Genomic DNA, 26,178 nt, shown 5'->3' with positions numbered 1-26,178 from the left:
GTATGTGGGGTACCAGGTGCGGAGACGGGGTGCCAGGTCGGTGCGGCTGCTAGAGCTGCGGGGGTTTGATGCCGAGATCCTGGAGGCTGTTTCGGTAGAGCTCGACGTTGGCCAGTTTGATGTCCTCGTAGCCGCGGACCAGGTCGGGGAGTGCGGCGGCTCGGGTGGCGCGGTCGTAGTCGGCTGGGGCGAGGCCGGTGGCCAGGGTGGTCACCATTTCCGTGTAATGGGCGAGCAAGGCCCGTTCGACGCGGCGGACGTGGGCGTAGCCGAAGGGGTCGAATTTGGTGCCGCGCAGGCGCTTTCCTTTGGCGAGAACGCGCAGGGCGAGGTGGCTGCGGGGGCTGAGGCCGATCTTCTTCCTGCGGCCCATGGCGCGCAGGATCGGCGGGTGCAGGCGGTAGGTGAGGTTGGCGCCGTCGGGGAGTTGCTCGCTGACCTGGTCGAGGAAAGCGGGGTCGGTCAAGCGGCGGGCAACTTCGTATTCGTCCTTGTACGCGGTGAACTTGTAGAGGCCGCGGGCCACCTGCTCGCTGAACTCGGTGCGATCGGTGACGCGTTGCTCTGCCTCCCAAATGCGTTGCACGGCGCGGATATAGCCGCGCGCGACGCGTACGCCCTGGAAGCCGATCAGCTCGACGGCACGCAGTTCGAGCAGCCGCCTGGTCTCACCTGTCGCGGTCACGCCGTCGAAGAGGTCTGCCGGAATGGCGATCTCGGCGCGCTTGTGCGTCTTTCGCGCGGTGACAGCGGCGAACTCGTCCGGCCGCGCGATCGCCACCCGGCCCCAGCGGAATGCCGCGATATTGGCATGCACCGCAACGCCGTTGATCTCGATGGCCTCCTCGATCGCCGACGCGGGTATGCGCAGGCCACCGATCTGGTAGGCGGCGCCGACGAGCAGGAAGTTGGCGGCCGCGGTATTGCCGAACAGCACCTCGGCCGCGGCCAGCGCGTCGAACGACCGCACTGAACGCGACACCTGTTCGAGCCGGGAAAGCAATTCGCGCTCTTCGGGATACGCGACGGACTTGTCGTAGACCATTTCGCCGGTCGCGGTCTTGCTGGTCGACGCGACGGACAAGGTGGTCTGCTTCGACCCGTAGGCCAGATTCTTGCTATCGGTGGCGGCGAGCAGGTCGAACGCGACGATGCAATCGGCCGAACCCGGCGTCAGGCGGTTCGCCGGTTCCAATTCGCCACTCGCGAACCGCAGGTGCGATACGACCGGTCCGGCCTTCTGGCTCAGGCCGATCTGGTCCAGGCTCGCCACCTCGTACCCGGCGCGCAACGCCGCGGTCGCGAGCACCTGGTTGACCGTCACGATTCCGGTGCCGCCGATACCGGCGAGGAATACGTTCTGGGTCGTCGCCGGTGCATCGTTCGACAGGTCGGGCAGTACTGGTGGCTCAGTGCGCCGAGTTGCCTTGCGCTTCTCGGCCTTCGCTGGAAGCTCGACCGTTACGAACGAGGGGCAATCTCCGTCCATGCAGCTGTAGTCGGTATTGCACGAGGTCTGATCGATACGGGTTTTGCGGCCGAATTCGGTATCGACCGGCTGCACCGAAAGGCAGTTGCTCTTGACGCCGCAGTCACCACAGCCCTCGCAGACCGCCTCGTTGATGACCACCCGGGTCCGCCGGACCGGCAGCGTGCCCCGCTTGCGCTGACGGCGCGCGTCCGCGGCGCAGTGCTGGTCGTAGATGAGTACGGTCACGCCGGGGATCTCGCGCAGGGTGCGCTGGGCTTCGTCGAGCCGATCCCGGTGCCAGAGCAGGGTTCCGGCGGCGAGGTCGCGCTTGCGATACTTCTTGGGTTCATCGGCGCAGATGATGATCTGCCGCACGCCCTCGGTGGTGAGTTTGCGGGTCAGCTCGGGCACCGCGAGCGCGCCCTCGGCGTCCTGCGCGCCGGTCATCGCGACGACGTCGTTGTAGAGCAGCTTGTACGTGATATTCACGCCCGCGGCGATACACGCCTGCACCGCGAGTTGTCCGGAGTGGAAATACGTTCCGTCACCGATGTTCTGGAACAGATGCGGCACCGAGGTGAACGGGGCCTGACCGATCCACTGCGCACCCTCGCCGCCCATCTGGGTCAGCCCGGTCACCTTGCTGTCTTCGCGGCCGGACATGGTCACCATGGTGTGGCAGCCGATGCCGCCACCGGCGATCGACCCTTCCGGCACGGCGGTGGACCGGTTGTGCGGACAGCCGCTACAGAAGTAGGCGGCCCGCTTCGCGGGCAGAACCGCAAGCGACAGTGGCTGCGGCAAGGGACGTTTCATCTCCAGCCGACCCTGGAGCGCGCGGCGCAGCGGTGCCACGATCCGGCCCGAAGTGAGCTCGCCGTCCTGCGCGAACAGCGGCCGGTTCTCGGCATCGCGCTTGCCGATGATCTGTGGCGCATCGGAAGTGCCGTACAGGATTTCGCGTATCTGTGTTTCGATGAACGCGGTCTTGTCCTCGACGACGACGATCCGCTCGAGCCCATCGGCGAACTGCCGGACCCGTTCGGGTGCAATGGGATACGGCATGCCGATGCGCAGCAGTCGAACCCCGGCGCGATGCAGTGCGTCATCGTCGACGCCGAGATCGATCAGCGCCTGGCGCACGGCATCGAATGTGGTTCCGGTGGCGGCGATGCCGATGTGGGCGCGCACCGGATTCACCTCGATGACGTCGAGTTCATTGAGTGTGCTGTAGGCCTGCACCATTTTCCAGCGCGGCCCGTACAGATCGGCCTCGGCGAGCACGCTGTCCGTCGGCGCGGCCATCGGCCGCTGGAGATAGGTGAACGGCCTGCCCTCCCACTCGATCTCGGGGACGGTGATGTCGATATCGCCGACCGAGCCGTCGACTGTCCACGCGCCGTCGGCGACGTCGGCGACGATCTTCAGCGCGACCAGGCATCCCGATGCCCGCGAGAGCGCGACACCGTGCAGACCCATCGTGATGATTTCGCGGGCGTTGCGCGGAAACAGCACCGGAATACCCATTGCCGCCAGCGAACGCTCACTCACCGCGGGGACGGTCGAAGACTTGGAAGCCGGATCATCGCCGACCAGCAACAGGACACCGCCACGGGCATTCGCGCCGTACATATTGGCGTGCCGCAGTGCGTCCGTCGCGCGATCGAGACCGGGGCCCTTGCCGTACCAGACTCCGACAATGCCGTCATGCGTCGCCGCGCCCGCGGGCAGATCCGCTTGGCTGCCCCACACCGAGGTCGCCGCGAGTTCCTCGTTCAAGCCGGGAACGAACGAAATATCGTGCTCGGCCAGTACATTCGGCATCCCGTTGAGCATCTTGTCGACGCCGCCGAGCGGGCTGCCCTGATATCCGGATACGAAGGTGCCGACCCGGCGTCCGGCGCGCAGATCACGAACATGCTGCTCGACCAGCTGTCGAGCAATCGCCTGGACGCCGGTGAGGACAACGGTGCCCGCGCCGACGCGATAGCGGTCGGCCAGGTCATAGGGGGCTGGGATCAGTTCGCGGTCCGCGAGCTCGGTCATGGAGTCCACCCGTCCGCGAGGCGCCGATCGGGCGCTTCGCTTCGTTGAGCATTTCTAGCCGCCATCCTGTACTTGAAGAGCTGAACGCACAACTGATGTGCGACACGCTGAGCAGACTGCTCAATATGTAGCTCGACTGGTGGGCATGAGCTGCGCAGGATGCGAGGTGAAATGTGACCCCGGCCACGCGAGCCGGAATGATTGCATCACGCCACCGGACCACCCCAGGCAAGTTCGTTCGCGCCAGGGGAGCTCACGCACCAGCCGAGTCCGGGTACCAAGCGAAGTTCGCGGCCCGCCAGGCCATGGGCTGGGACTCGTGTGTGCCAAGCGAATTCGCGCACGGAGCAGGTCGGGCGGGCCGGGTGTATTCGTGCGGGCGGCGCGAGTTCATGCGGAGCAGGTGAGTTCGTGACCCCTTGTCGGAACTGGGCACCACTTGTGTAGGTGCCCAGTTGGAAGGCGGGTTTCCGATACGCCCATCACGGTGTGCGGGAGCTCGGGTGCGCCGCATCCGCGGAGTCGCCGCTGCGATGGCAAGGAGCTACAACCAGGCGACTACACCGCCGTGGTGGGAGCAGGTGCCGGAGCGGTGCTGGCTGTAGCTGTAGGTGCCGTCGGTGCAGCGGGCGGTGGCTCCGGGCGGGGCGGCGGGTGCGGACTGGGGGCGGTGGACACATTGGTTGTCCGAGTTGAGGTAAGAGTCGTTGCCGCAGGACGGCTGGGATTGGGCGAGCGGGGCGGCTGCCGCGGGTGGTGCCGAGGCGATCGGTGCGGGCGGTGCGGGGACCGCCGCAGGTGGTGCCACCGAGGTGGTCGGCGGTGCGGTCGTCGGAGCTGCGGTGGTCGGCTGCGGTGACGTTGTCGCAACCGGTGTCGAGGTGACCTTGGACGTGGTGATCGACGCCGTCGCGGCGGTGAGGCCGGGGCCGCTCGATTGCGGCGCGCAGCCGCTGAGCAGCAGTGTGAGCGCACCCGCGAGTGCGAGGCCGGTGCCGACGAGAGTGTTGACGCGGATACTCATGTTCCCCTACTGAGATGCTGCCAGGCCGGTCTGAAGGTTTGGGCGCCTGGGCTACTCGCTCAATCGGCCTGGCATACATCCCGTTACCGACACTCCCGGCGACTCGCCGCAGAGCGCACGCGACGAAAAAACGTCCAGGCCAGTCGGTTTAGCGCCGACCGGCCTGGACCATCAGTGGCAGGGGCAGGATTCGAACCTGCGACCTCTGGGTTATGAGCCCAGCGAGCTACCTAGCTGCTCCACCCCGCGTCGTACGAGCAACGTTACGTCGATGCCGGTGGTGCGCGCGAGCGATTATTCGCTCTGCTGTTGTGGCTCAGCCGAATTGGATGCCCTGCGCCAATGGCAGCTGATCGGAGTAGTTGACGGTGTTGGTCGCGCGCCGCATGTACGCCTTCCACGAGTCGGACCCGGATTCCCGTCCACCACCGGTCTGCTTCTCCCCGCCGAACGCGCCGCCGATCTCCGCGCCGGAGGTGCCGATATTGACGTTGGCGATGCCGCAGTCGGAGCCGTCGGCGGCGAGGAAGCGTTCGGCCTCGCGCTGGTCGGCGGTGAAGACGGCCGAGGAAAGGCCTTGCGGAACACCGTTGTGCAGGTCGACGGCGGCGTCGAAGTCGCGGTAGGTGAGCACGTACAGGATCGGTGCGAAGGTTTCCTCACGGACCACGGCGGTCTGAGCGGGCATGCGGACAATCGCGGGACGCACGTAAAAGGCGTCGTCGCCGAAGCCGTCGACTCGCTCACCACCGCAGACCAATTCGCCGCCGTCGGCAAGCGCACGATCGATCGCCGCACGCATCCCTGCGTAGGCGCGGCCGTTGATCAGCGGGCCGACGAGCACACCGTCGTCGAGCGGATTGCCGACGCGCAGTTGTCGATACGCCCCGGCCACGCGATTCAGCAGCGGTCCGACGACATCGGCGTGCACGATCAACCGGCGCAAGGTCGTACAGCGCTGTCCGGCCGTACCCGCCGCCGCGAATACGATGCCGCGCGCCGCCAGCTCCAGATCCGCTGTGGGCGTGACGATCGCGCCGTTGTTACCGCCCAATTCCAGCAGGCATCGCCCGAACCGAGCGGCCACCCGCGGTGCCACCGTGCGGCCCATCCGGATCGAACCGGTCGCGCTCACCAGTGCCACCCGCTCGTCCTCGACCAGCCGGGACCCGACCGCCGCGCCACCTTGAATCAGTTGATGCACTTCGGGATCCGCGCCGACATCGGCCGCCGCACGGCGCAGCAGCGTATGGCAGGCCAGCGCCGTCAGCGGTGTCGTCTCCGACGGCTTCCACACCACGGTGTCGCCGCAGACCAGCGCGAGGGCGGTATTCCACGCCCACACCGCGACTGGGAAGTTGAATGCCGAGATGACCCCGACCACGCCGAGCGGATGCCAGGTCTCCATCAGCCGATGTCCGGGCCGTTCCGAGGGCATGGTCTTGCCGTAGAGCTGGCGCGACAGACCGATCGCGAATTCGCAGATATCGATCATTTCCTGCACCTCGCCGACGGCCTCCGCGGCGATCTTCCCCGCCTCCAGGGTGACCAACTCGCCGAGTTCGGCCTTGTGCGCGGTGAGCAGTTCGGCCAGTCGCCGCACCACCCCGGCCCGCACCGGCGCGGGTACGGTGCGCCAGCCGCGGAAGGCCGCCGCCGCCCGCTCGATCGCCGCATCCGCAGCGTCGAGGGAATCGGCGGGCAGGGTCATGAGCGTGCCGCCGGTGATCGGCGTTCGTGCGGGCAGCTCGCCCGCGACCGGTGTCGGCGCGCCGAGTGTGTGCAGCAGTCCGGCCGCCCGGGTTGCCAGGTTCTCGGTCAGGTGGTCGTCGAGCGTATCTGTCATCGGTTGCTCCGCTTTAGCTTTGGGTCGGCGAACAATATCGGATGGGTACGGTGCGTTAACGAGCAGAAGTTTTTGCCACGAGCAGCCCCCGCTGGGTTAGCCTTCGCTGATGGCGGATACACCGGCAAGACCCGTACTCGATGACATCGATCGCCTGCTGATTCGTGAACTGATGGCCGATGGTCGCGCCACCCTGTCGAATCTGGCCGAAAAGGCGAGCTTATCGGTCTCGGCTGTGCAGTCGCGGGTCCGCAGACTAGAGGCGCGCGGGGTGATCCGTGGCTATACCGCGCATGTCGATCCCGAGGCGCTCGGGCAACTGTTGTCGGCATTCGTCGCCATCACTCCTCTCGACCCCTCGCAACCCGATGACGCGCCCGCCGTGCTGCAACATATCCCGGGGATCGAGGCATGCCACTCGGTGGCCGGTGACGAGAGTTACGTGTTGCTGGTGCGGGTGGCCTCTCCTCGGCACCTCGAGCAGTTGCTACAGGAGATCAGGGCGACCGCCAACGTGCGAACTCGAAGCACCATCATCTTGCAGACATTCTACGACAGGTAGCCTCTGACCGTAATTCCTCCGTTATTCCGTAGAACTTTCGTAAAGATTTACGTACCCTACGGGTGTGACCATCGAACTGGAGCGCACCCGCGCGGGGAGTGGCACTGCACCGGTCACCCCCGCCTCCCGGGTACACGAGATCCTGTCTGCACACATCCTCGCCGACGGATTCGACCTGGTGCTGGATCTACGGAAATCCCGTGGCTGCCTGATCGTCGACGAACGAGACGGCAGCTCCTACCTCGACATGTTCGGCTTCTTCGCCTCGAATGCCCTCGGCATGAACCATCCCGCCCTGGCCGAGGACGAAGAGTTCCGCGCGGAACTGAGCGTCGCGGCGCTCAACAAGCCGAGCAACTCCGATATCTACACCGTCGAGATGGCCCGCTTCGTCGAAACTTTCGTGCGGGTGCTGGGCGACACCCGGCTACCGCACCTGTTCTTCATCGACGGCGGCGGACTGGCGGTGGAGAACGCGCTCAAGGTCGCGTTCGACTGGAAGAGCAGGCATAACGAATCCCACGGGCGCGCACCGGAACTCGGCACCAAGGTGCTGCACCTGACCGGAGCGTTCCACGGCCGCACCGGCTACACCATGTCGTTGACCAACACCGACCCGGTGAAGACGGCCCGCTTCCCCAAGTTCGATTGGCCGCGCATCGATGCGCCGTTCCTTGCCAATGGTGTCGATATCGCCGCCGCCGAAGCACACGCGCTCGACCAGGCCCGCCACGCCTTCGCTGAAAACCCGCACGACATAGCATGTTTCATCGCCGAACCGATCCAGGGCGAAGGCGGCGACCGGCATATGCGCCCGGAGTTCCTGCAGGCCGTGCAGCGGCTCTGTCACGAGAACGACGCGCTGTTCATCCTCGACGAGGTGCAGACCGGCGTCGGCATGACCGGAACCACTTGGGCCTACCAACAACTCGGGCTCGAGCCCGATATTGTCGCGTTCGGCAAGAAGACCCAGGTCTGCGGCATTATGGCGGGCGGGCGCGTGGACGAGGTGCCCGACAACGTCTTCGTGGTCAGCTCTCGGATCAATTCCACCTGGGGCGGCAATCTCACCGATATGGTCCGGACCCGGCGCATCCTCGAGGTGTTCGAGCGCGATGAGCTGATCGAGCGGTCCCGGCCGCTCGGCGCCCACCTGCTGCGGCGTCTGGAACAGCTTGCGGGCGACCACCCTCGGGTTACCGAACCGCGCGGACGCGGCTTGATGTGTGCCATCACGCTGGCCTCGGCCGAACTGCGGGACGAGGTGCTGACCGCGCTGCGGGAACGCGAGCATGTGCTGATTCTCGGCACCGGCGAACGGGGCATCCGGTTCCGGCCGCCGCTCACCGTTACCGAATCGGAGCTGGATGCCGTGGTCGATGCGCTCGATCGGGTGCTCAACGACGCCGGATAGTTATCCGACCGCAAACGGAAATTTGACTGTCCGAGTACGCATTTCCGGATGATTCGGGCAATCCGTCGCGCACCGGGCGGCGATTGCTGTGGAATCCGGGCGCCAGCGCCTAGGCTTCGCACCCATGTCATCTCGTCTTCACCACCTCCTGGCACGGTGCAGCGCGTGAACCGACAGCGCGAGCACCGAACCTGCGCACCACTGCTCGCCGCGCTGACCGTCCTCGTGACGGTCGCGGGGTGCGCCCCGAGCGAGGCCGGATCGGTGGGTGTGACGACTGTGCCGCCCACCACGGTCGCCGCCCCGACCAGCGCGGCACCGCCGCATCTGGAGAATCTGCTACCCGGTATGCCGCCGCCGTTGTCGCCGACCGACGTCTATGCCGCGAATCGGGAGTTGAGCCCGGCGGTGGCCGATCATCGGCCCCTGGTCTACGTGCCGAACAGCGAATCGCATTCGGTTTCGGTGATCGATCCGGCAACGTTCCAAGTGATCGACAATTTCCCGGCCGGTGGTCGAGAACCCCAGCATGTGGTGCCGTCCTATGACATGCAGACGCTGTATGTCACCAATGATCTGCCGATCGGCGGGGGCACCCTGCTGCCGATCGATCCACGCACCGGCAAACCCGGCGAGCCCTTCCCGGTCCGCGACCCCTACAACATGTACTACACACCGGATGGCCGATACGCGCTGGTCGTCGCCGAGGCGGATAAGTCGCTGGACTTCTACGATCCGCACACCTGGCAGAAGGTGCACGCCCTCGCGGTGCCCGACTGCGCGGGCGTCGACCATATGGACTTCACAGCCGACGGTCGATTCGCCCTGGTCAGTTGTGAATTCATCGGCCGCATGCTGGTCTTCGATGTGGCCGAGCGCGAGGTGGTCAAGATGATCGACCTGCCGGGCGGTCGTGGTGGCATGCCGCAGGACGTCAAGCTGTCCCCGGACGGGCGCACCTTCTTCATCGCCGATATGGTCGCGGACGGCATCTACACCATTGACGCATCGTCCTGGGAGAACACAGGTTTCGTGCCGACCGGCAAAGGTACGCACGGCCTGTATGTCACTCGCGACTCCAAGCAGATGCTCATCACCAACCGGCGCGAGGGCAGCATCTCCGTCTGGGATTTCGCCGCGAATGCACTGGTGCGCAAGTGGTTCATACCGGGCGGCGGCAGTCCTGATATGGGCAACCTCTCCGCGGACGGCCGCGTTTTCTGGGTATCGGGTCGAAACCACGCTGAGGTGTATGCCATCGATATCGAGAACTGGAACCTGTTGGCGCGCATACCCGTAGGGCGTGGGGCGCACGGACTCATCATATGGCCGCAGCCGGGCCGCTACTCCACCGGACATACCGGTGTGATGCGCTGAGTCGGCTTCCGGCTCAAGGGAGCCGGAGGCCGAGGCCGCCCTCTACGAAACGGCGAACCGCGGTGGTTCCGGTTTCGAGGGCGGGCTCGTAACCGGGGCGGGCCCAGCCGGTCAGTTCGGCGGTGTTGCCTGCACCGGGCGTCACGACGATTTCGGCGACCAGTTCGGCGGTGGTGGGTTCGCAGACGGCCCAGGAGAAGTGGGATTCGTCCGCCCACTGCTCGGTGCGGAGGGTGACGTAGTTCGGATCGGTGATGCCGCCGTCGGCGAGGGCGGGGCGGTCATCGATGCGATCGTCGGCGCGCAGGGCACGCAGGTACCAGGTGCCCGCATTGATCTCGACGGGTTCCATCAGTCCTCCAGTTCCCTGCGGCGGCGACGGTCGCGCGGGCGGCGGCGTCGATGCTCGTGCCGACCGCCGAACAGCAGTGCGCCCGCGAGCGGGATGGCGAGGAACCAGAGCCAGCTGCCGGTGACGAAGAAGAGGATGACGGCGACGATCGGGATCACCGCCATCGCCCGCTCCGGCCACTCGGCGATGAACCCGGAGTCGCGCTTGGCGGGCACCGCCGCGACAGGGGCGGGTTCGGGCAGGTCGACGAAGACTTTGTCCAGGTCGCCGCGAGTCAGCGCGGCCGCGACCACGGCACTGCGCTCGTCGAACTCCGCAACGCTGAGCCGCCCGGCGGCGAAATGATCGGACAGGCGCTGCATCGCTTGCTCACGCTCCGCGGTGCCGATGCGAATCTCGGGCAGGTCACTCATAACAGCAAGGCTAGCGGCTCTTACTGAACGCTCCCGCGCCACCGCATCGACGTCGTGCTCGTCGAATTTCGCGACGCCGAGCGGGCCGGTTGCGTCATGATCGGCTCTGCCGCCGGAACCGATTCGCGGAATCTGTAATGCCGGTGTGGATTTCGGGTAGCTAAAAGACGAACGGAAGGTAGTAGGAGGTTCGACATGGGCAAGACGTGGTTCGGCCACTACCGCCTCGATCGGTTGCTCGGCACCGGTGGGACCGGGCAGGTCTGGCTTGCCCGGGATACGGTCGCGGACCGCGCCGTCGCCCTGAAGGTGCTGGCCTGCTCGCACGCCGCGGATCCGACCTGTCGACTGCGGTTCACCAGGGAGGCTCGCCTGGCCGCCCAGGCCCCGGGACCGCACCGGGTTCCGATCCACGCCTTCGGCGAACTCGACGGCCGCCTCTATATCGATATGGAGTTCATCGAGGGCACCGATGTCAGCGCATTGCTGCGCGACGCCGGGCCGCTGGATCCAGCGGGTGCCGTGGCGATCATCGCGCAGACCGCGATGGCGCTCGATGCCATGCACCGGGTCGGCCTGGTGCACCGCGACGTCAAACCGTCCAACATCATGGTGGGCCCGACCGGGTTCGTCCATCTGATCGACTTCGGCATCGCACATCGCATTGATCAGCCCGCGATCACGGCGCACGGCAATGTGGTCGGCACCCTGGCATATATGGCACCGGAACGCTTCGACGGTGCCGCCGACGCGCCCGCGGACCAATACTCACTGGCCTGCGTTCTGTACGAATGCCTCACCGGCCAAAGACCTTTCGGCAATGTCGATTCCCCACAGCAACTGCGCGCCCACCTGCTGACCGCTCCACCCAGCGCCACCACCCTGAACCCCGCCGTACCCGCGACCCTGGCCGCCGTCATCACCCGCGCCATGGCCAAGGACCCGAGCGAACGCTATTCCAGCGCAGGCGAATTCGCCTGCGCGGCGTATGTCGCGGTGACCGGCCGCGAGGCCTCGACGGTCGAGATCGCCGCGGAAACCGTGCCGACAAACCATGGCCTGCCCGAGCCATGGCGTGCGGCCGAGTCGCTCGGCGCCGGTGCCGGGCCACGCGTCGCGGAGTCTGCCGGTGAGCCGATGCAGGTCGCTGAGTCAGCAGCTGCCTCGATGTGGGCCTTTGGGTCCGCGGGTGAGCAGATGCGAGATGCCGGGTCTGCGCATGCTGCGATGCAGGGCGGCCCGTTCGAGGGCGCGGAGATCGGGGCCGCGGGGCAGGGAATGCGTGATGTCGGTGGTGTGCGTGATTCGATGTGGGGCGGCCGGTCTGGGGGGCAGCCGGTGCGGGGCGGTACGGCCGCAGCTGAGCGAACGCGGGATGTTTGTACTTCGGGTGAGTCGACGTGGGTTGGTGGGGGTATGGGGCAGCCGGGGCGAGATGTCGAGTTGTCGGGGGAGAGTGAGGGTTTGTGGGGAGTTGGTCCGGGGCATGCGGCTGTTGCTATTGCCGCGTTGGTCGCTGTGATCGGGCTGGCGCTGTGGTTGGGGCGGCCGGGGGGCGAAACGAGTTCCGCGGCACCGTCGTCTGGCAGGACTACGCCTTCCGTTCCCGGATCGTTGGTGCCGACCGAATCGGTGCAGGCGGCGTCGCCGAATGTGGTGATTCCGGGTGTGGGGCAGCTGTGCGATCCGGATATCGACGGCATTACCGCTGCTGCCGACGGAACACCGCTGGCATGTCGAACTGTAGGTGGTGGCAGCGCGAATTGGGTTCCCGCGCAGCCCTTCGGCGAGATACCCGAACAGCAGTCGGAACCCACGATCGTTGGCAATGGAAATCCGCATGTGGACAACTCGGCCAACGGCGACTCGGGCAACGACAAGCCGAACAAGGGCAAGCCCGGCCATGGCGGCCGCGCCAAGCCGGGCAAGTGAGCAGTGCCGAGTGGTACACCCCGGTGTTTGCGGCGGTCGTGCGTCGCCGATTGAGTAGGAATACGTAGGGGAGCTCACACTGTTCGAGGATGGGTGGCGGGGCTAGGGTCGGGGATAGGTTCGGGGGATGCGGTTTCGATCGGGTTGCCGCCCCACTCCGCAATGGCGCGGCCACCTGCCTCGTCCCAGTGATGGAGGTCAGTGATGGGGGAACAGTTCGGGAAGTACCGGCTCGACCGTTTGCTCGGGCGGGGCGGTATGGGGGCGGTATGGCTGGCGCATGACAGCGAAACCGGGCGCACGGTCGCGCTGAAGGTGCTGGCGGAGCAGGTGGCCGCCGATGCGGACTATCGAAAGCGGTTCCAGCGGGAGGCCCGGCTCGGATCGAGTCTGCGACATCCGCATATCGTGCCGATCCACGGTTTCGGGGAACTCGACGGTCGGTTGTACATCGATATGGAGTACATCGATGGCATCGACCTGGCCGAAATGCTGGCCAGGGTCGGCACTTTGACACCCACCGCGGCCGTCGACTTCGTGACGCAGGCGGCCTCGGGTTTGGATGCGGCGCATCGAGCCGGGCTGATCCACCGTGACGTGAAACCGTCGAACATCCTGGTCGGCACCGGTGGGCATGCATATCTGATCGACTTCGGCATCGCGCAGAGCCTGGGCCAGACGGCCGTCACCGCCACCGGCATGGCCATCGGCAGCTGGGCCTATATGGCGCCGGAACGTTTCAACGGCACCGTCGACGCCCGCTCCGACGTCTACTCCCTGGCCTGCGTCCTCTACGAATGCCTGACCGGCCGCCGCCCCTACGGCGACACCGACCCGGCCCGTCAGATGCACGGCCACCTGATGACCGACCCGCCCCGCGTGTCGACCGTGAACCGCGCTGTCCCACCGGAATTGGACGCGGTAATCGCCCGCGGCATGGCCAAGGACCAGACCCACCGCTATCCCTCCGCCCGCGAATTCGCCGCCGCCGCCTACACAGCCGCCGCCTTCGCGCGCCTCCCACACCCCGCACCGCATCCATCGGCACCCGACGTGGCCACCCCCTCGGCCCAGCACTCGACACCCGATGTGCCGACTGCATCCGCTCGGCCACCAGCTGTGTTCTCCGCGCAGCCTCTACTCCCAGATGCGCCGCGGCCGCGCGCGTCGCAATCGGCTGCAGCGCAGCCTGCGCACCAGGATGCGCCGCAGTCGCATACGCCGCGGTCGGCACCCCAGCCTCCGCTCTCAGGCGCACGACAGCCGCACGCGCCGTTACCGCAGACCCGACGGCCGACCACAGATGCGCAGCCGACACCCACGCGGGTGGAGACGCACCCGCCGACGCGAGCGGAGACGCAGGCGCCGCTATCACGAATGGCAACACCGCCTCCGCCGCTTCCGGATGCGCCCTCGTCGTCACCTGAGACGCGAGGGCTTGTAGCGGATGAGCAGCCGACACCGACGCGGGTGGAGATACCCGCGCCGACACGGGTAGAGACGCACTCGCCGACGCGAGTGGAGACCCACGAGCCGACGCGAGCAGAGACACCCGCGCGGACGCGAGTGGAGACCCACGCGCCGACACAGGTGGAGACACACACGCCGTCTCCGTCGGCAGAATCACCAGCGTCACCCGTCAAGTCGCCGAAGCCACTCGATCCCACCAAGATCCTGCCCGAGCCCGGCCCAACGCCGACGCTCGTGGCAACCCGATTGGCACCGTCACCGGTGAGACCCGCCGCGCCGCAGCATTCCCCATGGTCACCGAATCGTCCTGCGGTCCAACCGACGCCGGTCGTGCGCGCAGCGAAACGGGCCGCACCACAACCGAAGCGGGCTCCGCTTGCCCCCCGCTGGTCGGTCTCGCAGCGCCGCCCATGGATCGCGTCACCGCCACGCAAGTATCAGCGTCGGCGCCGTAAGTCCTTCCTGTCCAGGGTGGTCGGCGCACTCGTCGTCCTATTCCTGACCCCGTTCATGCTGGCTGCGGGCTGTGCAGCGCTGATCGCCTTCGGCAATACCGGCAGTGGCGGCGGTACGCGCACGGCCGATCCATCGGTTGCGGTGCGCGACGGCGATACCGCGCAATCAGCCGAGCCGCCAGCGCCGGTGTCCGCGGGTTTGAACAGCCCGGTGCGCGACGGCAAGTTCGAATTCGTGGTCACCTCGGTGGATTCCGGTGTCTCGCGGATCGGATTGCAGAATGCGAGCGGCTCCTACTCCGTGGTCACAGTGGCGGTCCGCAATATCTCCGATGAGCCGAAGTGGTTCCTGCCCGTCGGTCAACGTCTCGTGGACACCCAGGGCCGCCAGGTCGACCACAATGCGATCGCGACCATGTGGCAGACCACCCAGCGCCGCTACGGCTACTCGTTCGAACTCCAGCCGGGCCAATCGGCCACCACCCAGCTGGTCTTCGACGTCGCGCAGGATGCCACCCCGAGTCGGCTCGAACTACACGACTTCATGCTCTCCAACGGCGCCACCGTCGAACTGAACTAACGCGGCCAGGGACGCATGCACGGCTTGCCGTCCGATCGTCAATGCCTGGTAGAGCAGCGCGGTATCGCGTGCGGCGCTGTCCACATCCGGGGAGCCGAGGGGCGGGTGGATTTGCAGAGCCGCGTCCCCGAGACCCGCCAGGAAGTTGTCCTCGACGGCCTGCTGATGCGGCCGCTGCAGCCAGGCGCGGTAGGCCCCCGGTGCCCTGACACGCAGATAGCTACCCCCGACGACCTGGTGCAGCCGAGGCGCTGGTGGGCGTTTTTCATCTGTGCGCCGGGTGCGCAGCACCAAGGCGTGCGTCGCGCCGTCGCGCACCGCGGTGCGGATCGGCACCGTTTCGGACAGCCCGCCGTCGAGGTATTCGGCACCGCCCAGCGGCACCGGCGGACCCGCGAGAATCGGCAGCCCCGCCGAGGCCCGCAATGCCGTCATCAGCGTGGGTTTGTCGACAATGTGACGGCGCAGATCGACCGCGTGCCCGGTGCGGATATCGGTGCCGATCGGATGAAAGGTGGTGCTATTGGCCAGAATTGCCGGAAAATCCATCGGCTCGATGCCGTCGTAGACCTCGTTCACCAGGTAGTCCAGATCGAAGGCGGGCCGCCCGCGCAGCAGCCGGGCCGGATCGACCGCGCGCCGCATGATCACCGGATCGGTCCAGGCCCGCATGCCCGACAGTGCCCGCCCGCACAAGAACCAGGCCGCGTTGATCGCGCCTGCCGAAGTGCCGTATACGGCATCGAAAACCGCGGCGAGCCCGAGTTCCTCTAGCGCCTGCACCATCCCGCTGGAGTAGACGCCGCGGCTGCCACCACCCTCGACGACCAAGGCGAGGCGGTATCCGTCTGCGCGGCTGGCTGATTCACGACGGCCGCGGATGACCTCCGCGACGGTGGGCACGACGGCAGAGCTGGTCACCGATCCACGATACGACAGAGCGGGCGCGGACGTCGTTGTCCAGCGCCCGCTCCGAGACGGTCTTCGCCAGCTGTTTACTTGATCTCTGCCAGCACGGTGCCCTGGGTGATGGCCGCGCCCGCCTCCACGGACAGTCCGGTGACCACACCGGCCTTGTGCGCGTTGACCGGGTTCTCCATCTTCATGGCCTCGAGCACCACGATCAGATCGCCCGCCTCGACCGACTGGCCCTCTTCGACCGCGACCTTGACCACGGTGCCCTGCATCGGCGCGGTGACCGCGTCACCGGAGGCCGCACCGCCGCCCGCGCCGCCACGCTTGCGCGGCTTGGGCTTCTTGCGGATCACTCCGGCGCCATTGCTGCCCGCGCCCGCGGCGCCGGCGCCGGCGCCGGCGGTGAAGTTGCCCGGCAGCGACACCTCGACCCGACGCCCGCCGACCTCGACGACGACCTTCTGCCGCGGCAGATCCTCGTCCTCGTCAGCGGCGGCACCGGCCGGGGTGTACGGCTCGACGGTGTTGACCCACTCGGTCTCGATCCACTTGGTGTAGACGTCGAACTTCTCGCCGTCACCGATGAACGCCGGATCCTCGACGATCGCGCGGTGGAACGGGATGACCGTTGCCAGCCCCTCGACGTGGAATTCGGCCAGCGCGCGCCGGGCCCGCTGCAGCGCCTGCTCCCGGTTCTCGCCGGTAACGATCAGCTTGGCCAGCATCGAGTCGAACTGACCGCCGATCACGCTGCCCTGCACCACACCGGAATCCACGCGCACACCGGGGCCACTTGGCTCCTCGTACACCGAAACGGGACCGGGCGCGGGCAGGAAGCCACGACCGGCGTCCTCACCGTTGATCCGGAACTCGAAGGCGTGCCCGCGCGGCGTCGGATCCTCTTTGATCGCCAGCTCGTGGCCCTCGGCAATGCGGAACTGCTGACGCACCAGGTCGATTCCGGCGGTCTCCTCGGTGACCGGGTGCTCGACCTGCAGGCGGGTGTTCACCTCGAGGAACGACACGGTGTCGCCCTGCACCAAGTACTCCACGGTGCCCGCACCGTAGTAACCGGCTTCCTTGCAGATGGCCTTGGCCGAAGCGTGGATACGCGCGCGCTGATCATCGGTCAGGAACGGCGCGGGCGCCTCCTCGACCAGCTTCTGGAACCGGCGCTGCAGCGAGCAGTCACGGGTACCGGCAACGACGACATTGCCGTGCTTGTCGGCGATGACCTGTGCCTCGACGTGGCGGGCCTTGTCCAGGTACTGCTCGACGAAGCATTCACCGCGACCGAACGCCGCGGTGGCCTCGCGGACAGCGGAGTCGAACAGCTCCGGAATCTCCTCGATGGTGTGCGCGACCTTCATACCGCGACCGCCACCACCGAAGGCGGCCTTGATCGCGACGGGCACGCCGTACTCCTTGGCGAACTCCACCACCTCGGCCGCGTTCTTGACCGGATCCTTGGTGCCCGCCGCCATCGGCGCCTTCGCACGCTCGGCGATGTGGCGCGCGGTGACCTTGTCACCGAGGTCGCGGATGGACTGCGGGGAGGGGCCGATCCAGATCAGCCCGGCGTCGATGACGGCCTGGGCGAAGTCGGCGTTCTCGGAAAGGAATCCGTAGCCGGGGTGGATGGCGTCGGCGCCGGACTTGGCCGCGGCGTCGAGGATCTTGTCGAAGACGAGGTACGACTCGGCCGAGGTCTGCCCGCCGAGGGCGAACGCCTCGTCGGCGAGTTTCACGAAGGGGGCATCGGCATCCGGCTCCGCGTACACCGCGACACTGCCGATACCGGCATCCTTGGCCGCCCGGATCACGCGAACGGCGATCTCGCCTCGGTTAGCTACGAGTACCTTCGATATCCGCGCGCTGGCATGGCTGGGCACTGAGCCTCCTGTTAGCAATCTTCTTGGTCGCCCCGTGGTCGACATACTTCCGTCTCGGGCGAGTGTAGGCAGTCTGCCAACAACCGCCGCACTCGGATAGCCCTACTCCACAGTAGGTCGCACATCACAATGCGCCTTCGGTTGTGATGCGCCCAGATCACGGCTATCGGGCGCGCGCCTTGCGGGTACCGGCCGTCGGTGCGTCACCCGGTTCATACCCCTTGGCAATCGGCATGCGAACCGAGTTGCCCCATTCGGTCCAGGACCCGTCGTAATTGCGCACGCTGTCGAACCCGAGCAGATAGGTCAGTACGAACCAGGTGTGGCTGGACCGCTCGCCGACCCGGCTGTAAACGACCAGATCATCCGCGACCGCCAGCGCGCCATAGATATCGTCCAATTCGGCGCGGGAACGGAAGCGCCCGTCGCTGTGGAAGGCCTCGGTCCACGGAATGTTGGTCGCGGTCGGAATATGTCCGCCGCGCAGCGCCGCGTCCTCGGGATTGGCGGGCGGCTGGATCAGCTCACCGGAGTACTCCTCGGGGGAGCGCACGTCGATCAGCGGCTTGCCGAGGTGGGCGAGCACATCCTCGCGGAACGCCCGCACCGAACTGTCATCGCGCCGGACCGTCGGATATTCGCTGCGCGGCAGATAAGGCAGGTCGAAGGTGGTGTCGCGCACCTCGGAGATCCACGCGTCCCGTCCGCCGTCGAGCAGTCGCACATCCGGATGCCCGAACAGGGTGAAGACCCAGAACGTATGCGCGGCCTGCGCGTTGCCGCGATCGCCGTAGATCACCACGGTATCGTCGCGCTCGATTCCCTTGGCGCGCATCAATTCGGTGAACCGGACACCGTCGATATAGTCACGCGTAACCGGATCGTTGAGGTCGCCTCGCCAATCGACCTTGGTGGCGCCTGGAACGTGACCGATGTCATAGAGCAGGATGTCCTCATTGGACTCGATGATCTTCAGCCCCGGCGTGCCGATGTTTGCCGACAGCCACTCTGTGGTTACTAGTCGGTGAGGATGTGCGTACGAACCGAAGGCTGGATGAGAGTCCGGGGCAACGGGCACGATATGGGTCCTTCACACGAGGTAGACGGGTGGTTACAGCGGTTCGGGTCTCACGCCGATGTTAGGTGTGAGGCGTTAGTGAAACTCGTTTCAGATCACAAATCGGCTGAATGGGCGAATAAATCGCACCCTCATCCGATAAAGTCTCCCGGGAGGAGGGGTGAGCTATGTCCGATTCTTGGCCGAGGCGTCGACTGCTCGCGATCCTACGTGGCGCCAGCGAACCTCTCGACGCCCAAGAACTGGCCAGAATCACCGGACAGCACGTCACCACTGTTCGGTTCCATCTGGATGTGCTTACCAGGGAATCGCTGGTGCGGCAGTTCCAACAACCACCGCGCGGCCGCGGGCGCCCGCGCATCGGCTACAGCGCGGTGCAGCGATCGGTTGGTTATCAGGAACTGGCCCAGGTCCTGGCCGATCAGCTCGGCCCCGATCCACGGCGTCGCTCCGAGGCGGCCATTGCCGCCGGACGTGCCTGGGGCGCCAAACTCGACGCGGGCGACCACGCGGTCGAATCGCTGGAGGACGCCAAGGACGTCACCATGACGCTGATGTCCGAACTGGGTTTCGCGCCGGAGCGTGACGCGGCCGCCGAAACCGATCAGCAGGTCCTGATCCGGCTCACCGCCTGCCCGCTGCGCGAACTCGCGCGCACCCATTCCGAGGTGGTGTGCGGCGTGCACCTGGGCTTGATCAAAGAGGTGCTCGACCGGAACGGCGTGCGCGGTGAGGTGAATGTCCGGCTGCAACCGTTCGTCGAGCCGGAGCTTTGCGTGGTTCGATTGGAACTCATGGCACGGCGGGAGCCGGAGCGCGACGCGACACCGGTGCCGATCGGCGCGGAAGCCGGGGCGGAGGCGCGGATCGCACCGCCGTCAGCTGGGCGAATGGCGCCACAACTGCGCAATGCCGACCCCAATGTCGCCAAGCAGTCGGCGCAGCAGTGGTAGTCCGATCCCGATAACGCTCGACGGATCGCCGTCGATGCGATCGACGAACCAACCGCCCATGCCATCGAGAGTGAAAGCACCGGCCACCTGCAACGGCTCGCCGGTCGCGATGTAGGCGTCCAGCTCCTCGGGTTCGGGCTTGGCGAAATGCACTGTGGTGGAACTGCAGTCGACGGATTCGGCGACGATTTCGCCGTCGCGCATGCGCAGGACGCAGTGGCCGGTAATGAGATCCGCACTGCGCCCGGCCATTTCGGACCAGCGGGCCCGCGCGACCTCGGGTGTATGCGGCTTGCCCTGGAGTTCGCCGTCGACGAGCAGCATCGAATCACAGCCGACCACAACGCAATCCGCGGCGAAATCCGGAATCGTGGCGGCCACCGACCGTGCCTTGGCCCGTGCGAGCTCTACCACGACGACTTCGGGCGGCGTGCCGGGCGGCAGTGCCGCGGCAACGGCGTCCTCGTCGACATCGGAGATCCGGACGACGGGTTCGATGCCCGCCGAGCGCAATACCACGCGGCGGGCGGGCGACGCGGAGGCGAGAACGAGTCTCGTCATCCGATCAGTCGCGCAGGTGTGACAGTTGCGGGAAGGAGTATGGAGAGAACGGCGAGGTGCCGCGGTGCATCAGGGTCGGGCGACCCCAGGAGTCGGACGGACCGACCGGTCCGCTACTCGCGGTACCGTTCGCGGCCGCCGACAGCACACATACCAGCGCCGCGACTTCCTCATCGGACGGCGCACCCTTGATGACTCGGATGAACGGCTGCTCGGCCACCACTGGGGCCGGTGCTGCCGCTGGTGCGGCCGCCTCGACCGCATCCGCGATCGGGTCGACTGTGAGATCCAGTTCGACGGCGGTCAACACATCTTCATCTGCCACGGTCGTCACAGTGCCAGATCCTCTCTCTATTTCGATCGAGCCCATGCCCAACTCGAAGACATATGGATCAAGCGATCATCATCCTCGAATCGACTCATTGCGTCTCTGCAACCAGTGTGCGCGGCCCATCGAGGTTATCGCTTGATCACAGCGGAATGTTGCCGTGCTTCTTCGGTGGCAGGGTGACCATCTTGCGCTCGAGCAAACGCAGCGCCGAGACGATCTGGCCGCGGGTGTGCGAGGGCGGGATGACCGCGTCGACGTAGCCACGCTCGGCGGCCACGTAGGGATTCACGAGGGTGTCCTCGTACTCGTTCTGCAGCTCCAGCCGCAGCGCATCGACATCGTTTCCGCTCTTCGCGGCCTCTTGCAGCTGCTTGCGGTAGACGAAGCCGACGGCGCCCGAGGCGCCCATCACCGCGATCTGAGCACTCGGCCACGCGAGGTTCACATCGGCGCCCATGTGCTTGGAACCCATGACGTCGTAGGCGCCACCGTAAGCCTTACGGGTGATGATCGTGATTTTGCCCACAGTGGCCTCGCCGTAGGCGTAGAGCAGCTTCGCGCCGCGCCGGATGATGCCGTTGTATTCCTGGCCGGTGCCGGGCAGGAAGCCGGGAACATCGACCAGGGTGATGATCGGGATATTGAAGGCGTCGCAGGTGCGCACGAAGCGCGCGGCCTTCTCCGAGGCGTCGATATCGAGGCAGCCCGCGAACTGGGTCGGCTGGTTGGCGACGATGCCGACGCTGCGGCCGTCGATCCGGCCGAAGCCGACGATGATGTTCATCGCGCGCTCGGCCTGCACCTCGAGGAATTCGTCGTCGTCGAGCAGCCGACGGATGACCTCGTGCATGTCATAGGGCTGGTTCGGCGAATCCGGGATGATCGTGTCCAGCTCGAGGTCCTCGTCGGTGAGCGAATCCTCGATGGCGCCGGTGATCGGGTCGGTGGCCGGGAAGCGCGGGGCTTCGGCGCGGTTGTTGCTCGGCAGGTAGCTCAGCAGATCCTTGACGTAGTCCAGCGCGTCCTGCTCGCCGGAGGCGACATAGTGCGCGACACCGGATTTCGTCATGTGGGTGTGCGCGCCGCCGAGGTCCTCCATGGTGACGTCCTCACCGGTGACCGTCTTGATGACATCCGGTCCGGTGACGAACATCTGACTGGTGCCGTCGACCATGACGACGAAGTCGGTCAGCGCGGGCGAATAGACGTGCCCACCGGCGGCCGGACCCATGATCAGCGAGATCTGCGGGATCACGCCCGAAGCCTGGATATTGCGGTGGAAGATCTCGCCGTAGAGGCCGAGCGAGACGACGCCCTCCTGGATGCGTGCGCCCGCGCCCTCGTTGATGCCGATCAGCGGGCGGCCGGTCTTGAGCGCCAGATCCATCACCTTGACGATCTTCTCGCCGTAGACCTCGCCGAGGCTGCCGCCGAAGACGGTGACGTCCTGGCTGAAGATGCAGACGTCGCGGCCGTCGATGGTGCCGTAGCCGGTCACCACGCCGTCACCGAGCGGCCGGTTGTTCTCCAGGCCGAAGTTCACGCTGCGATGGCGGGCCAGCGCGTCCAGTTCCACGAAGGAGCCCTCGTCCAGCAGTGCGAGGATGCGCTCACGGGCGGTCATCTTGCCCTTGGCGTGCACCTTGTCGACCGCGGCTTCACCCATGGGGTGCTTGGCCTCTTCCAGCCGATTCCGCAGATCAGCCAGCTTCCCAGCGGTGGTGTGGATATCGGGGGCGCCCGCCGATTCCGATGCGGGCTGGTGCTGGACACTCGTCATGGCTCCGGAGTGTAACCAGTGCCAGTGCCTCTCGGTAACCGAGTGTCGCTTACCGGTCAGTAGAAAACCGCAGCTAGATCATGTTCCAACATGTGAATGGCGGCAAACTTCCTGGTCGAATGCCGACCCGAACGCGGTGCTAGAGGCGGGAAAATCAGTGGAGCTGTGCGGCGGTGCCCGGATACCCTGAGGACGTTCGCATTTCAGCTCGAGATAAGGGGGCAGTGCGGTGCATGGGAGGACGTACACCTAGCTGAGGAGCAAATCATGTGGGGATGGAGCAGCAGAGTCGCCGAGCACGCCGCGGCGACCTCGTGGACCAGCTGGCAGACCGTGGAAACCGAGCCGATCGTGGTGGATCCGCAGGAGTGGGCCGAGGTCGACGCGGAATCCGATGACGGCATGTCCGTCGCGGTACCGATTCGCGAGTACGACCTCGTCGGATAGCCTGCCGGTGTGCACAGGCCACCGTTGGATGCAGAGCAGTTGCGGCGCAGTCTCACCGAGTCGCCCGAGCTGTCGTTCTTCTCCCACATCGCCGTGGTGGAGTCGACCGGGTCCACCAATGCGGACCTGATCGCTCGGGCCGGAGAGCTCGACGCCGATCGTGCGGTACTGCTCGCCGAAACCCAAGAGCAGGGCCGGGGTCGGCACGCTCGGAGCTGGGTCAGCCCGCCGCGCGCACAGATAGCGATGTCGGTGTTGGTGCGGCTGCCCGGCATCGAGCCTGCCGCGCTCGGCTGGCTGCCGCTGCTCACCGGTGTCGCCGTGGTGGACGCACTGCGCGCGACCGCCGGTGTGGACGCGAATCTGAAGTGGCCCAACGATGTGCTGATCGATGGCCGCAAAGTCGCGGGCATCTTGGCCGAAGTCGCCTCCGGTGGTGGGGCGCCCGCCATTGTCGTCGGGATCGGCCTGAACGTCGGTCTCACCGAGGCGGAACTGCCGGTGCCGCATGCCACTTCGCTCACGCTGGCGGGGGCGAAGGTCACCGACCGCACCGAGCTCGTGCGGTCACTGCTGACCGAATTCGCCCGCCGCTTCACCGCGTGGCGGGACGCCGGTTGGGCCACCACCGACCTGATCGGCGTCTACCGCGACCGCTGCGCCACCCTCGGCGCACCCGTGCGCGCCGAACTGCCCGGCGGCCAGACCCTCGAGGGCATTGCCACCGATGTCGACAGCGCGGGCCGCCTGCGCATCGGCGAGCACGTCGTTTCCGCCGCCGATGTAACCCACCTGCGCGCCGACTACTGAACTGGAATCCCTTGCGGGGCAGCCGACAAAGGATTCCAGCGTCAGGGGATCAGACCGGTTGCATGATGCCGCGCGCCGCCTCGCGGGCGAGCAGGCGGTCGCGCTGTTCCTCGAACTTCAGTACGTCCTTCTCCAGCTTCTCCAGGAATTCGCCGAGTTCCTGGCGCGCCCGTTCGCCGCGCGGTCCGAAGTCGTTGCGGTCGAAGACATTCCACTTCTTCAGCACCGGCTGCACCACCTCTTCGAGGTGCTGGCGCAGATCGTAGATGCCGTGCTTGGCCATCAGCGCGCCGTTGCGGCGGAAGTCGGGCATGCCGTAGCCGGGCATGACGAAGTTGGTGAGGATCTTGGTGATCGCCGCCATCGCCTGGTCGGGCACCAGATCCAGGCCCGCGGCGCAGAGGTTGCGGTAGAAGATCATGTGCAGGTTCTCGTCGGCGGCGACGCGCTGCAGCATGCGGTCGGCGATCGGGTCGTCGCAGACCCGGCCGGTATTGCGGTGGCTGACCCGGGTGGCCAGTTCCTGGAAGGTCACATATGCGACATTCACCAGGAATCCGCTCCAGGCGTCGGGCGAATGCACGCCGCGGGTCATGTGGATCATGCGGGCCTGCTCGAGCGCGACCGGGTCGACCCCGCGGGTGACGACCAGGTAGTCGCGCATGACGATGCCGTGCCGGTTCTCCTCGGCGGTCCAGCGCCCGACCCAGGTGCCCCACGCGCCGTGCGAGGAGAAGTTCTCCGAGATCTCGCGGTGGTAGGAGGGCAGGTTGTCCTCGGTGAGCAGGTTGGTGATCATCGCGGCCTTGGCGACCTCGTTCAGCTTGGACTGTTCCGGCTCCCAGTCCTGGCCGCCCATCGCGGCGAAGTTGCGGCCTTCGTCCCACGGGACGTAGTCGTGCGGGTGCCAGTCCTTGGCCATCGACAGGTGGCGGTTCAGATTCTCCTCGGCCACCGGTTCGAGTTCGGTCAGGATTTCCAGCTGGGTCAGATCCTTGGTCACACACGCCTCCACGATCGTTTTCGACGTCTTGTCAAGCCGGACTTGTCTTTTCACAGGCAGAGCGTTGAGCAGAACAAAACGAGAGCTAGTCGAGCGGCAGAGCCGGGTCGAGCGGCTGCCGTCGGATCGAGGCTATGGAGCGATCCTGTGCGGAATCTCGAGGTTGCTCGAGAGCCTCTCGAGGTAGCGACGGCGCAAGGTGCCGATTGTGCAGCACGGCGCGCGTCGCTGTCCACGCTTTCCGGCGTGTTCTCGCGGTAGGGTTCCGGCATGGGTTATCCGGAGGAGGTGCTCGCCCCGGACGAGCAGTTGATACTCCATCGTCATCCGCATTGGAAAATGCTGTTCTGGCCGATCGTGACGCTCATCATCGCGACCGCGCTGGCCGGATTCGCCGGGGGACTGATCTGGCGCAGGACCGAGGGCACGACCCGCTCGGTATTGCTGATCGTGGTGCTGGTCGTCTGGCTCGGCATCATCGTATGGCGTTGTGTCGCAAGGATTATCAGCTGGCAGTCGACACACTTCATCGTGACCGACCGCCGGGTGCTCATCCGGCAGGGCGTGATCACCCACACCGGCATCGATATTCCGATGAGCCGGATTTCGAGTGTGCAGTTCCGGCACGGGCTGTTCGACCGGATGCTCGGCACCGGCACCCTGATCATCGGATCGTCCTCGGAGGAACCGCTCGAATACGACGACATCCCGCAGGTGCAGAAGGTGCACGCACTGCTGTACCGGCAGGTGTTCGAGGAATCCCGGGATAATCTGGGTCAATGACCGCCGTACTGCTGGCCGAAGACGATGAGGCCATCGCCGCACCGCTGTCGCGTGCGCTCGGGCGCGAGGGCTATTCGGTCACCGTGGAACGCTTCGGGCCCGCGGTGCTCGAACGCGCATTGGAGGGCGATCATGATCTGCTCATCCTCGATCTCGGCCTACCCGGTATGGACGGGCTCGAGGTGTGCAGGCAGGTGCGCGCCCGCGGTGCCGATCTGGCCGTCCTGATGCTCACCGCGCGCACCGATGAGGTGGACTTCGTCGTCGGGCTGGACGCGGGCGCGGACGACTACGTCGGCAAACCGTTCCGGCTGGCCGAATTGCTCGCCCGGGTGCGAGCTTTGTTGCGGCGCAGCGGAATCGGTGACGAGGCGGTCGAGGTCGGCGGTATCCGGCTGGAGCCGGCGGCGCGCCGGGTGCTGGTGAACGGCGTCGAAGTCGGTTTGGCCAACAAGGAATACGAGCTGCTCAAGGTATTGATCGATCGCGCGGGCCAGGTGGTGCCGCGCGAGACGATCCTGCGCGAGGTGTGGGGCGACGCCGAGCTGCGTGGTTCGAAAACCTTGGATATGCACATGTCCTGGCTGCGTCGCAAGATCGGTGACGAGGGCCCGATGGCCGAGCGACGCATCGTCACCGTCCGCGGTGTCGGTTTCCGGTTGAACACCGATTGATGGTGCGGC

22 protein-coding genes and 1 tRNA gene are annotated in these 26,178 nt (G+C 66.4%); 10 read left to right on the top strand and 13 right to left on the bottom strand.

Annotated features, from left to right (window positions below; all coding sequences use genetic code 11):
* Positions 1–49 precede the first annotated feature (49 nt).
* The 4 genes from ACQPZ2_RS38985 to amaB form a co-directional block, all read right to left on the bottom strand.
* Positions 50–3,517 (bottom strand): indolepyruvate ferredoxin oxidoreductase family protein, encoded by a 3,468-nt coding sequence (locus ACQPZ2_RS38985; protein ID WP_433522969.1) that lies wholly within the window; start codon positions 3,515–3,517, stop codon positions 50–52.
* 544 nt (positions 3,518–4,061) lie between these two features.
* Positions 4,062–4,541, bottom strand: a complete 480-nt coding sequence (locus ACQPZ2_RS38980; RefSeq protein ID WP_433522968.1) for a DUF3761 domain-containing protein — start codon at positions 4,539–4,541, stop codon at positions 4,062–4,064.
* Positions 4,542–4,716: 175 nt separating this feature from the next.
* Positions 4,717–4,790: transfer RNA gene (locus ACQPZ2_RS38975), tRNA-Met, on the bottom strand.
* Between the two features lie 67 nt (positions 4,791–4,857).
* Entirely contained in the window at positions 4,858–6,387 is a 1,530-nt protein-coding gene (gene amaB / locus ACQPZ2_RS38970; RefSeq protein WP_433522967.1) for an L-piperidine-6-carboxylate dehydrogenase, read from the bottom strand.
* Positions 6,388–6,496: 109 nt separating this feature from the next.
* On the opposite strand from amaB, the gene ACQPZ2_RS38965 reads away from it, so the two are divergent.
* From ACQPZ2_RS38965 to ACQPZ2_RS38955, 3 genes are all read left to right on the top strand, one after another.
* A complete protein-coding gene (locus ACQPZ2_RS38965; RefSeq protein ID WP_040686931.1) occupies positions 6,497–6,949 on the top strand; it encodes an Lrp/AsnC family transcriptional regulator in 453 nt (150 codons plus the stop codon).
* 64 nt (positions 6,950–7,013) lie between these two features.
* Positions 7,014–8,363, top strand: coding sequence for an L-lysine 6-transaminase (gene lat / locus ACQPZ2_RS38960; protein WP_433522966.1), 1,350 nt, complete (start codon positions 7,014–7,016; stop codon positions 8,361–8,363).
* A 165-nt stretch (positions 8,364–8,528) separates the two neighbouring features.
* Positions 8,529–9,740 carry a hypothetical protein gene (locus ACQPZ2_RS38955; protein ID WP_433522965.1) on the top strand — a complete coding sequence of 404 codons (1,212 nt, stop codon included), beginning with the start codon at positions 8,529–8,531 and terminating at the stop codon, positions 9,738–9,740.
* Between the two features lie 13 nt (positions 9,741–9,753).
* Here ACQPZ2_RS38955 and ACQPZ2_RS38950 read toward each other — a convergent pair whose 3' ends face one another.
* Positions 9,754–10,092, bottom strand: a complete 339-nt coding sequence (locus tag ACQPZ2_RS38950) for a hypothetical protein (RefSeq protein ID WP_433522964.1) — start codon at positions 10,090–10,092, stop codon at positions 9,754–9,756.
* Complete coding sequence (locus ACQPZ2_RS38945) at positions 10,092–10,505, bottom strand: DUF1707 SHOCT-like domain-containing protein (protein WP_433522963.1); 414 nt, start codon at positions 10,503–10,505, stop codon at positions 10,092–10,094. The genes ACQPZ2_RS38950 and ACQPZ2_RS38945 overlap by 1 nt, the downstream gene beginning before the upstream one ends.
* A 195-nt stretch (positions 10,506–10,700) precedes the next feature.
* On the opposite strand from ACQPZ2_RS38945, the gene ACQPZ2_RS38940 reads away from it, so the two are divergent.
* Positions 10,701–12,437 carry a serine/threonine-protein kinase gene (locus tag ACQPZ2_RS38940; protein WP_433522962.1) on the top strand — a complete coding sequence of 579 codons (1,737 nt, stop codon included), beginning with the start codon at positions 10,701–10,703 and terminating at the stop codon, positions 12,435–12,437.
* A 204-nt stretch (positions 12,438–12,641) separates the two neighbouring features.
* Positions 12,642–14,942 carry a protein kinase domain-containing protein gene (locus ACQPZ2_RS38935; protein WP_433522961.1) on the top strand — a complete coding sequence of 767 codons (2,301 nt, stop codon included), beginning with the start codon at positions 12,642–12,644 and terminating at the stop codon, positions 14,940–14,942.
* On the opposite strand, the gene ACQPZ2_RS38930 is transcribed toward ACQPZ2_RS38935, so the two are convergent.
* The 3 genes from ACQPZ2_RS38930 to ACQPZ2_RS38920 all read right to left on the bottom strand — a co-directional run bounded on the left by ACQPZ2_RS38930 (position 14,895) and on the right by ACQPZ2_RS38920 (position 18,827).
* Positions 14,895–15,863 (bottom strand): patatin-like phospholipase family protein, encoded by a 969-nt coding sequence (locus tag ACQPZ2_RS38930; protein ID WP_433522960.1) that lies wholly within the window; start codon positions 15,861–15,863, stop codon positions 14,895–14,897. The two genes, ACQPZ2_RS38935 and ACQPZ2_RS38930, sit on opposite strands and share 48 nt — an antisense overlap.
* Before the next feature lie 74 nt (positions 15,864–15,937).
* Positions 15,938–17,749, bottom strand: coding sequence for an acetyl/propionyl/methylcrotonyl-CoA carboxylase subunit alpha (locus ACQPZ2_RS38925; RefSeq protein WP_433522959.1), 1,812 nt, complete (start codon positions 17,747–17,749; stop codon positions 15,938–15,940).
* Positions 17,750–17,912: 163 nt separating this feature from the next.
* Positions 17,913–18,827: a sulfurtransferase gene (locus tag ACQPZ2_RS38920; RefSeq protein WP_433522958.1), complete on the bottom strand. Its 915-nt coding sequence runs from the start codon at positions 18,825–18,827 to the stop codon at positions 17,913–17,915.
* Between the two features lie 167 nt (positions 18,828–18,994).
* On the opposite strand from ACQPZ2_RS38920, the gene ACQPZ2_RS38915 reads away from it, so the two are divergent.
* Positions 18,995–19,780: a helix-turn-helix transcriptional regulator gene (locus ACQPZ2_RS38915; RefSeq protein ID WP_433522957.1), complete on the top strand. Its 786-nt coding sequence runs from the start codon at positions 18,995–18,997 to the stop codon at positions 19,778–19,780.
* Here ACQPZ2_RS38915 and ACQPZ2_RS38910 read toward each other — a convergent pair.
* The 3 genes from ACQPZ2_RS38910 to ACQPZ2_RS38900 form a co-directional block, all read right to left on the bottom strand.
* The gene (locus tag ACQPZ2_RS38910; RefSeq protein WP_433522956.1) at positions 19,706–20,341 is read right to left on the bottom strand and encodes a Maf family protein; all 636 of its coding nucleotides are present in this window, start codon (positions 20,339–20,341) and stop codon (positions 19,706–19,708) included. The two genes, ACQPZ2_RS38915 and ACQPZ2_RS38910, sit on opposite strands and share 75 nt — an antisense overlap.
* Positions 20,342–20,345: 4 nt before the next feature.
* Positions 20,346–20,666, bottom strand: coding sequence for an acyl-CoA carboxylase subunit epsilon (locus tag ACQPZ2_RS38905; RefSeq protein ID WP_433522955.1), 321 nt, complete (start codon positions 20,664–20,666; stop codon positions 20,346–20,348).
* A gap of 145 nt (positions 20,667–20,811) precedes the next feature.
* On the bottom strand, positions 20,812–22,452 hold the full coding sequence (locus tag ACQPZ2_RS38900; protein WP_040686987.1) for an acyl-CoA carboxylase subunit beta: 1,641 nt from the start codon (positions 22,450–22,452) through the stop codon (positions 20,812–20,814).
* Between the two features lie 267 nt (positions 22,453–22,719).
* On the opposite strand from ACQPZ2_RS38900, the gene ACQPZ2_RS38895 reads away from it, so the two are divergent.
* Complete coding sequence (locus ACQPZ2_RS38895) at positions 22,720–22,899, top strand: hypothetical protein (protein WP_433522954.1); 180 nt, start codon at positions 22,720–22,722, stop codon at positions 22,897–22,899.
* 9 nt (positions 22,900–22,908) lie between these two features.
* Entirely contained in the window at positions 22,909–23,709 is an 801-nt protein-coding gene (locus tag ACQPZ2_RS38890; protein ID WP_433522953.1) for a biotin--[acetyl-CoA-carboxylase] ligase, read from the top strand.
* A gap of 49 nt (positions 23,710–23,758) precedes the next feature.
* Here ACQPZ2_RS38890 and ACQPZ2_RS38885 read toward each other — a convergent pair whose 3' ends face one another.
* Positions 23,759–24,712 carry an acyl-ACP desaturase gene (locus tag ACQPZ2_RS38885; protein ID WP_433522952.1) on the bottom strand — a complete coding sequence of 318 codons (954 nt, stop codon included), beginning with the start codon at positions 24,710–24,712 and terminating at the stop codon, positions 23,759–23,761.
* Positions 24,713–24,982: 270 nt separating this feature from the next.
* On the opposite strand from ACQPZ2_RS38885, the gene ACQPZ2_RS38880 reads away from it, so the two are divergent.
* Together ACQPZ2_RS38880 and ACQPZ2_RS38875 are read left to right on the top strand one after the other, a co-directional pair.
* The gene (locus ACQPZ2_RS38880; protein WP_397053066.1) at positions 24,983–25,495 is read left to right on the top strand and encodes a PH domain-containing protein; all 513 of its coding nucleotides are present in this window, start codon (positions 24,983–24,985) and stop codon (positions 25,493–25,495) included.
* Positions 25,492–26,169, top strand: coding sequence for a response regulator transcription factor (locus ACQPZ2_RS38875; protein WP_040686995.1), 678 nt, complete (start codon positions 25,492–25,494; stop codon positions 26,167–26,169). Before ACQPZ2_RS38880 ends, ACQPZ2_RS38875 begins: the two co-directional genes overlap by 4 nt.
* The last annotated feature ends 9 nt before the right edge of the window (positions 26,170–26,178 follow it).

It is taken from the genome of Nocardia pseudovaccinii (assembly GCF_050942345.1).
In the GTDB taxonomy this organism is placed as follows: domain Bacteria; phylum Actinomycetota; class Actinomycetes; order Mycobacteriales; family Mycobacteriaceae; genus Nocardia; species Nocardia pseudovaccinii.
The sequence above is the reverse complement of the archived record's forward strand: the minus strand, read 5'-3'. Positions and strand labels throughout refer to the sequence as shown.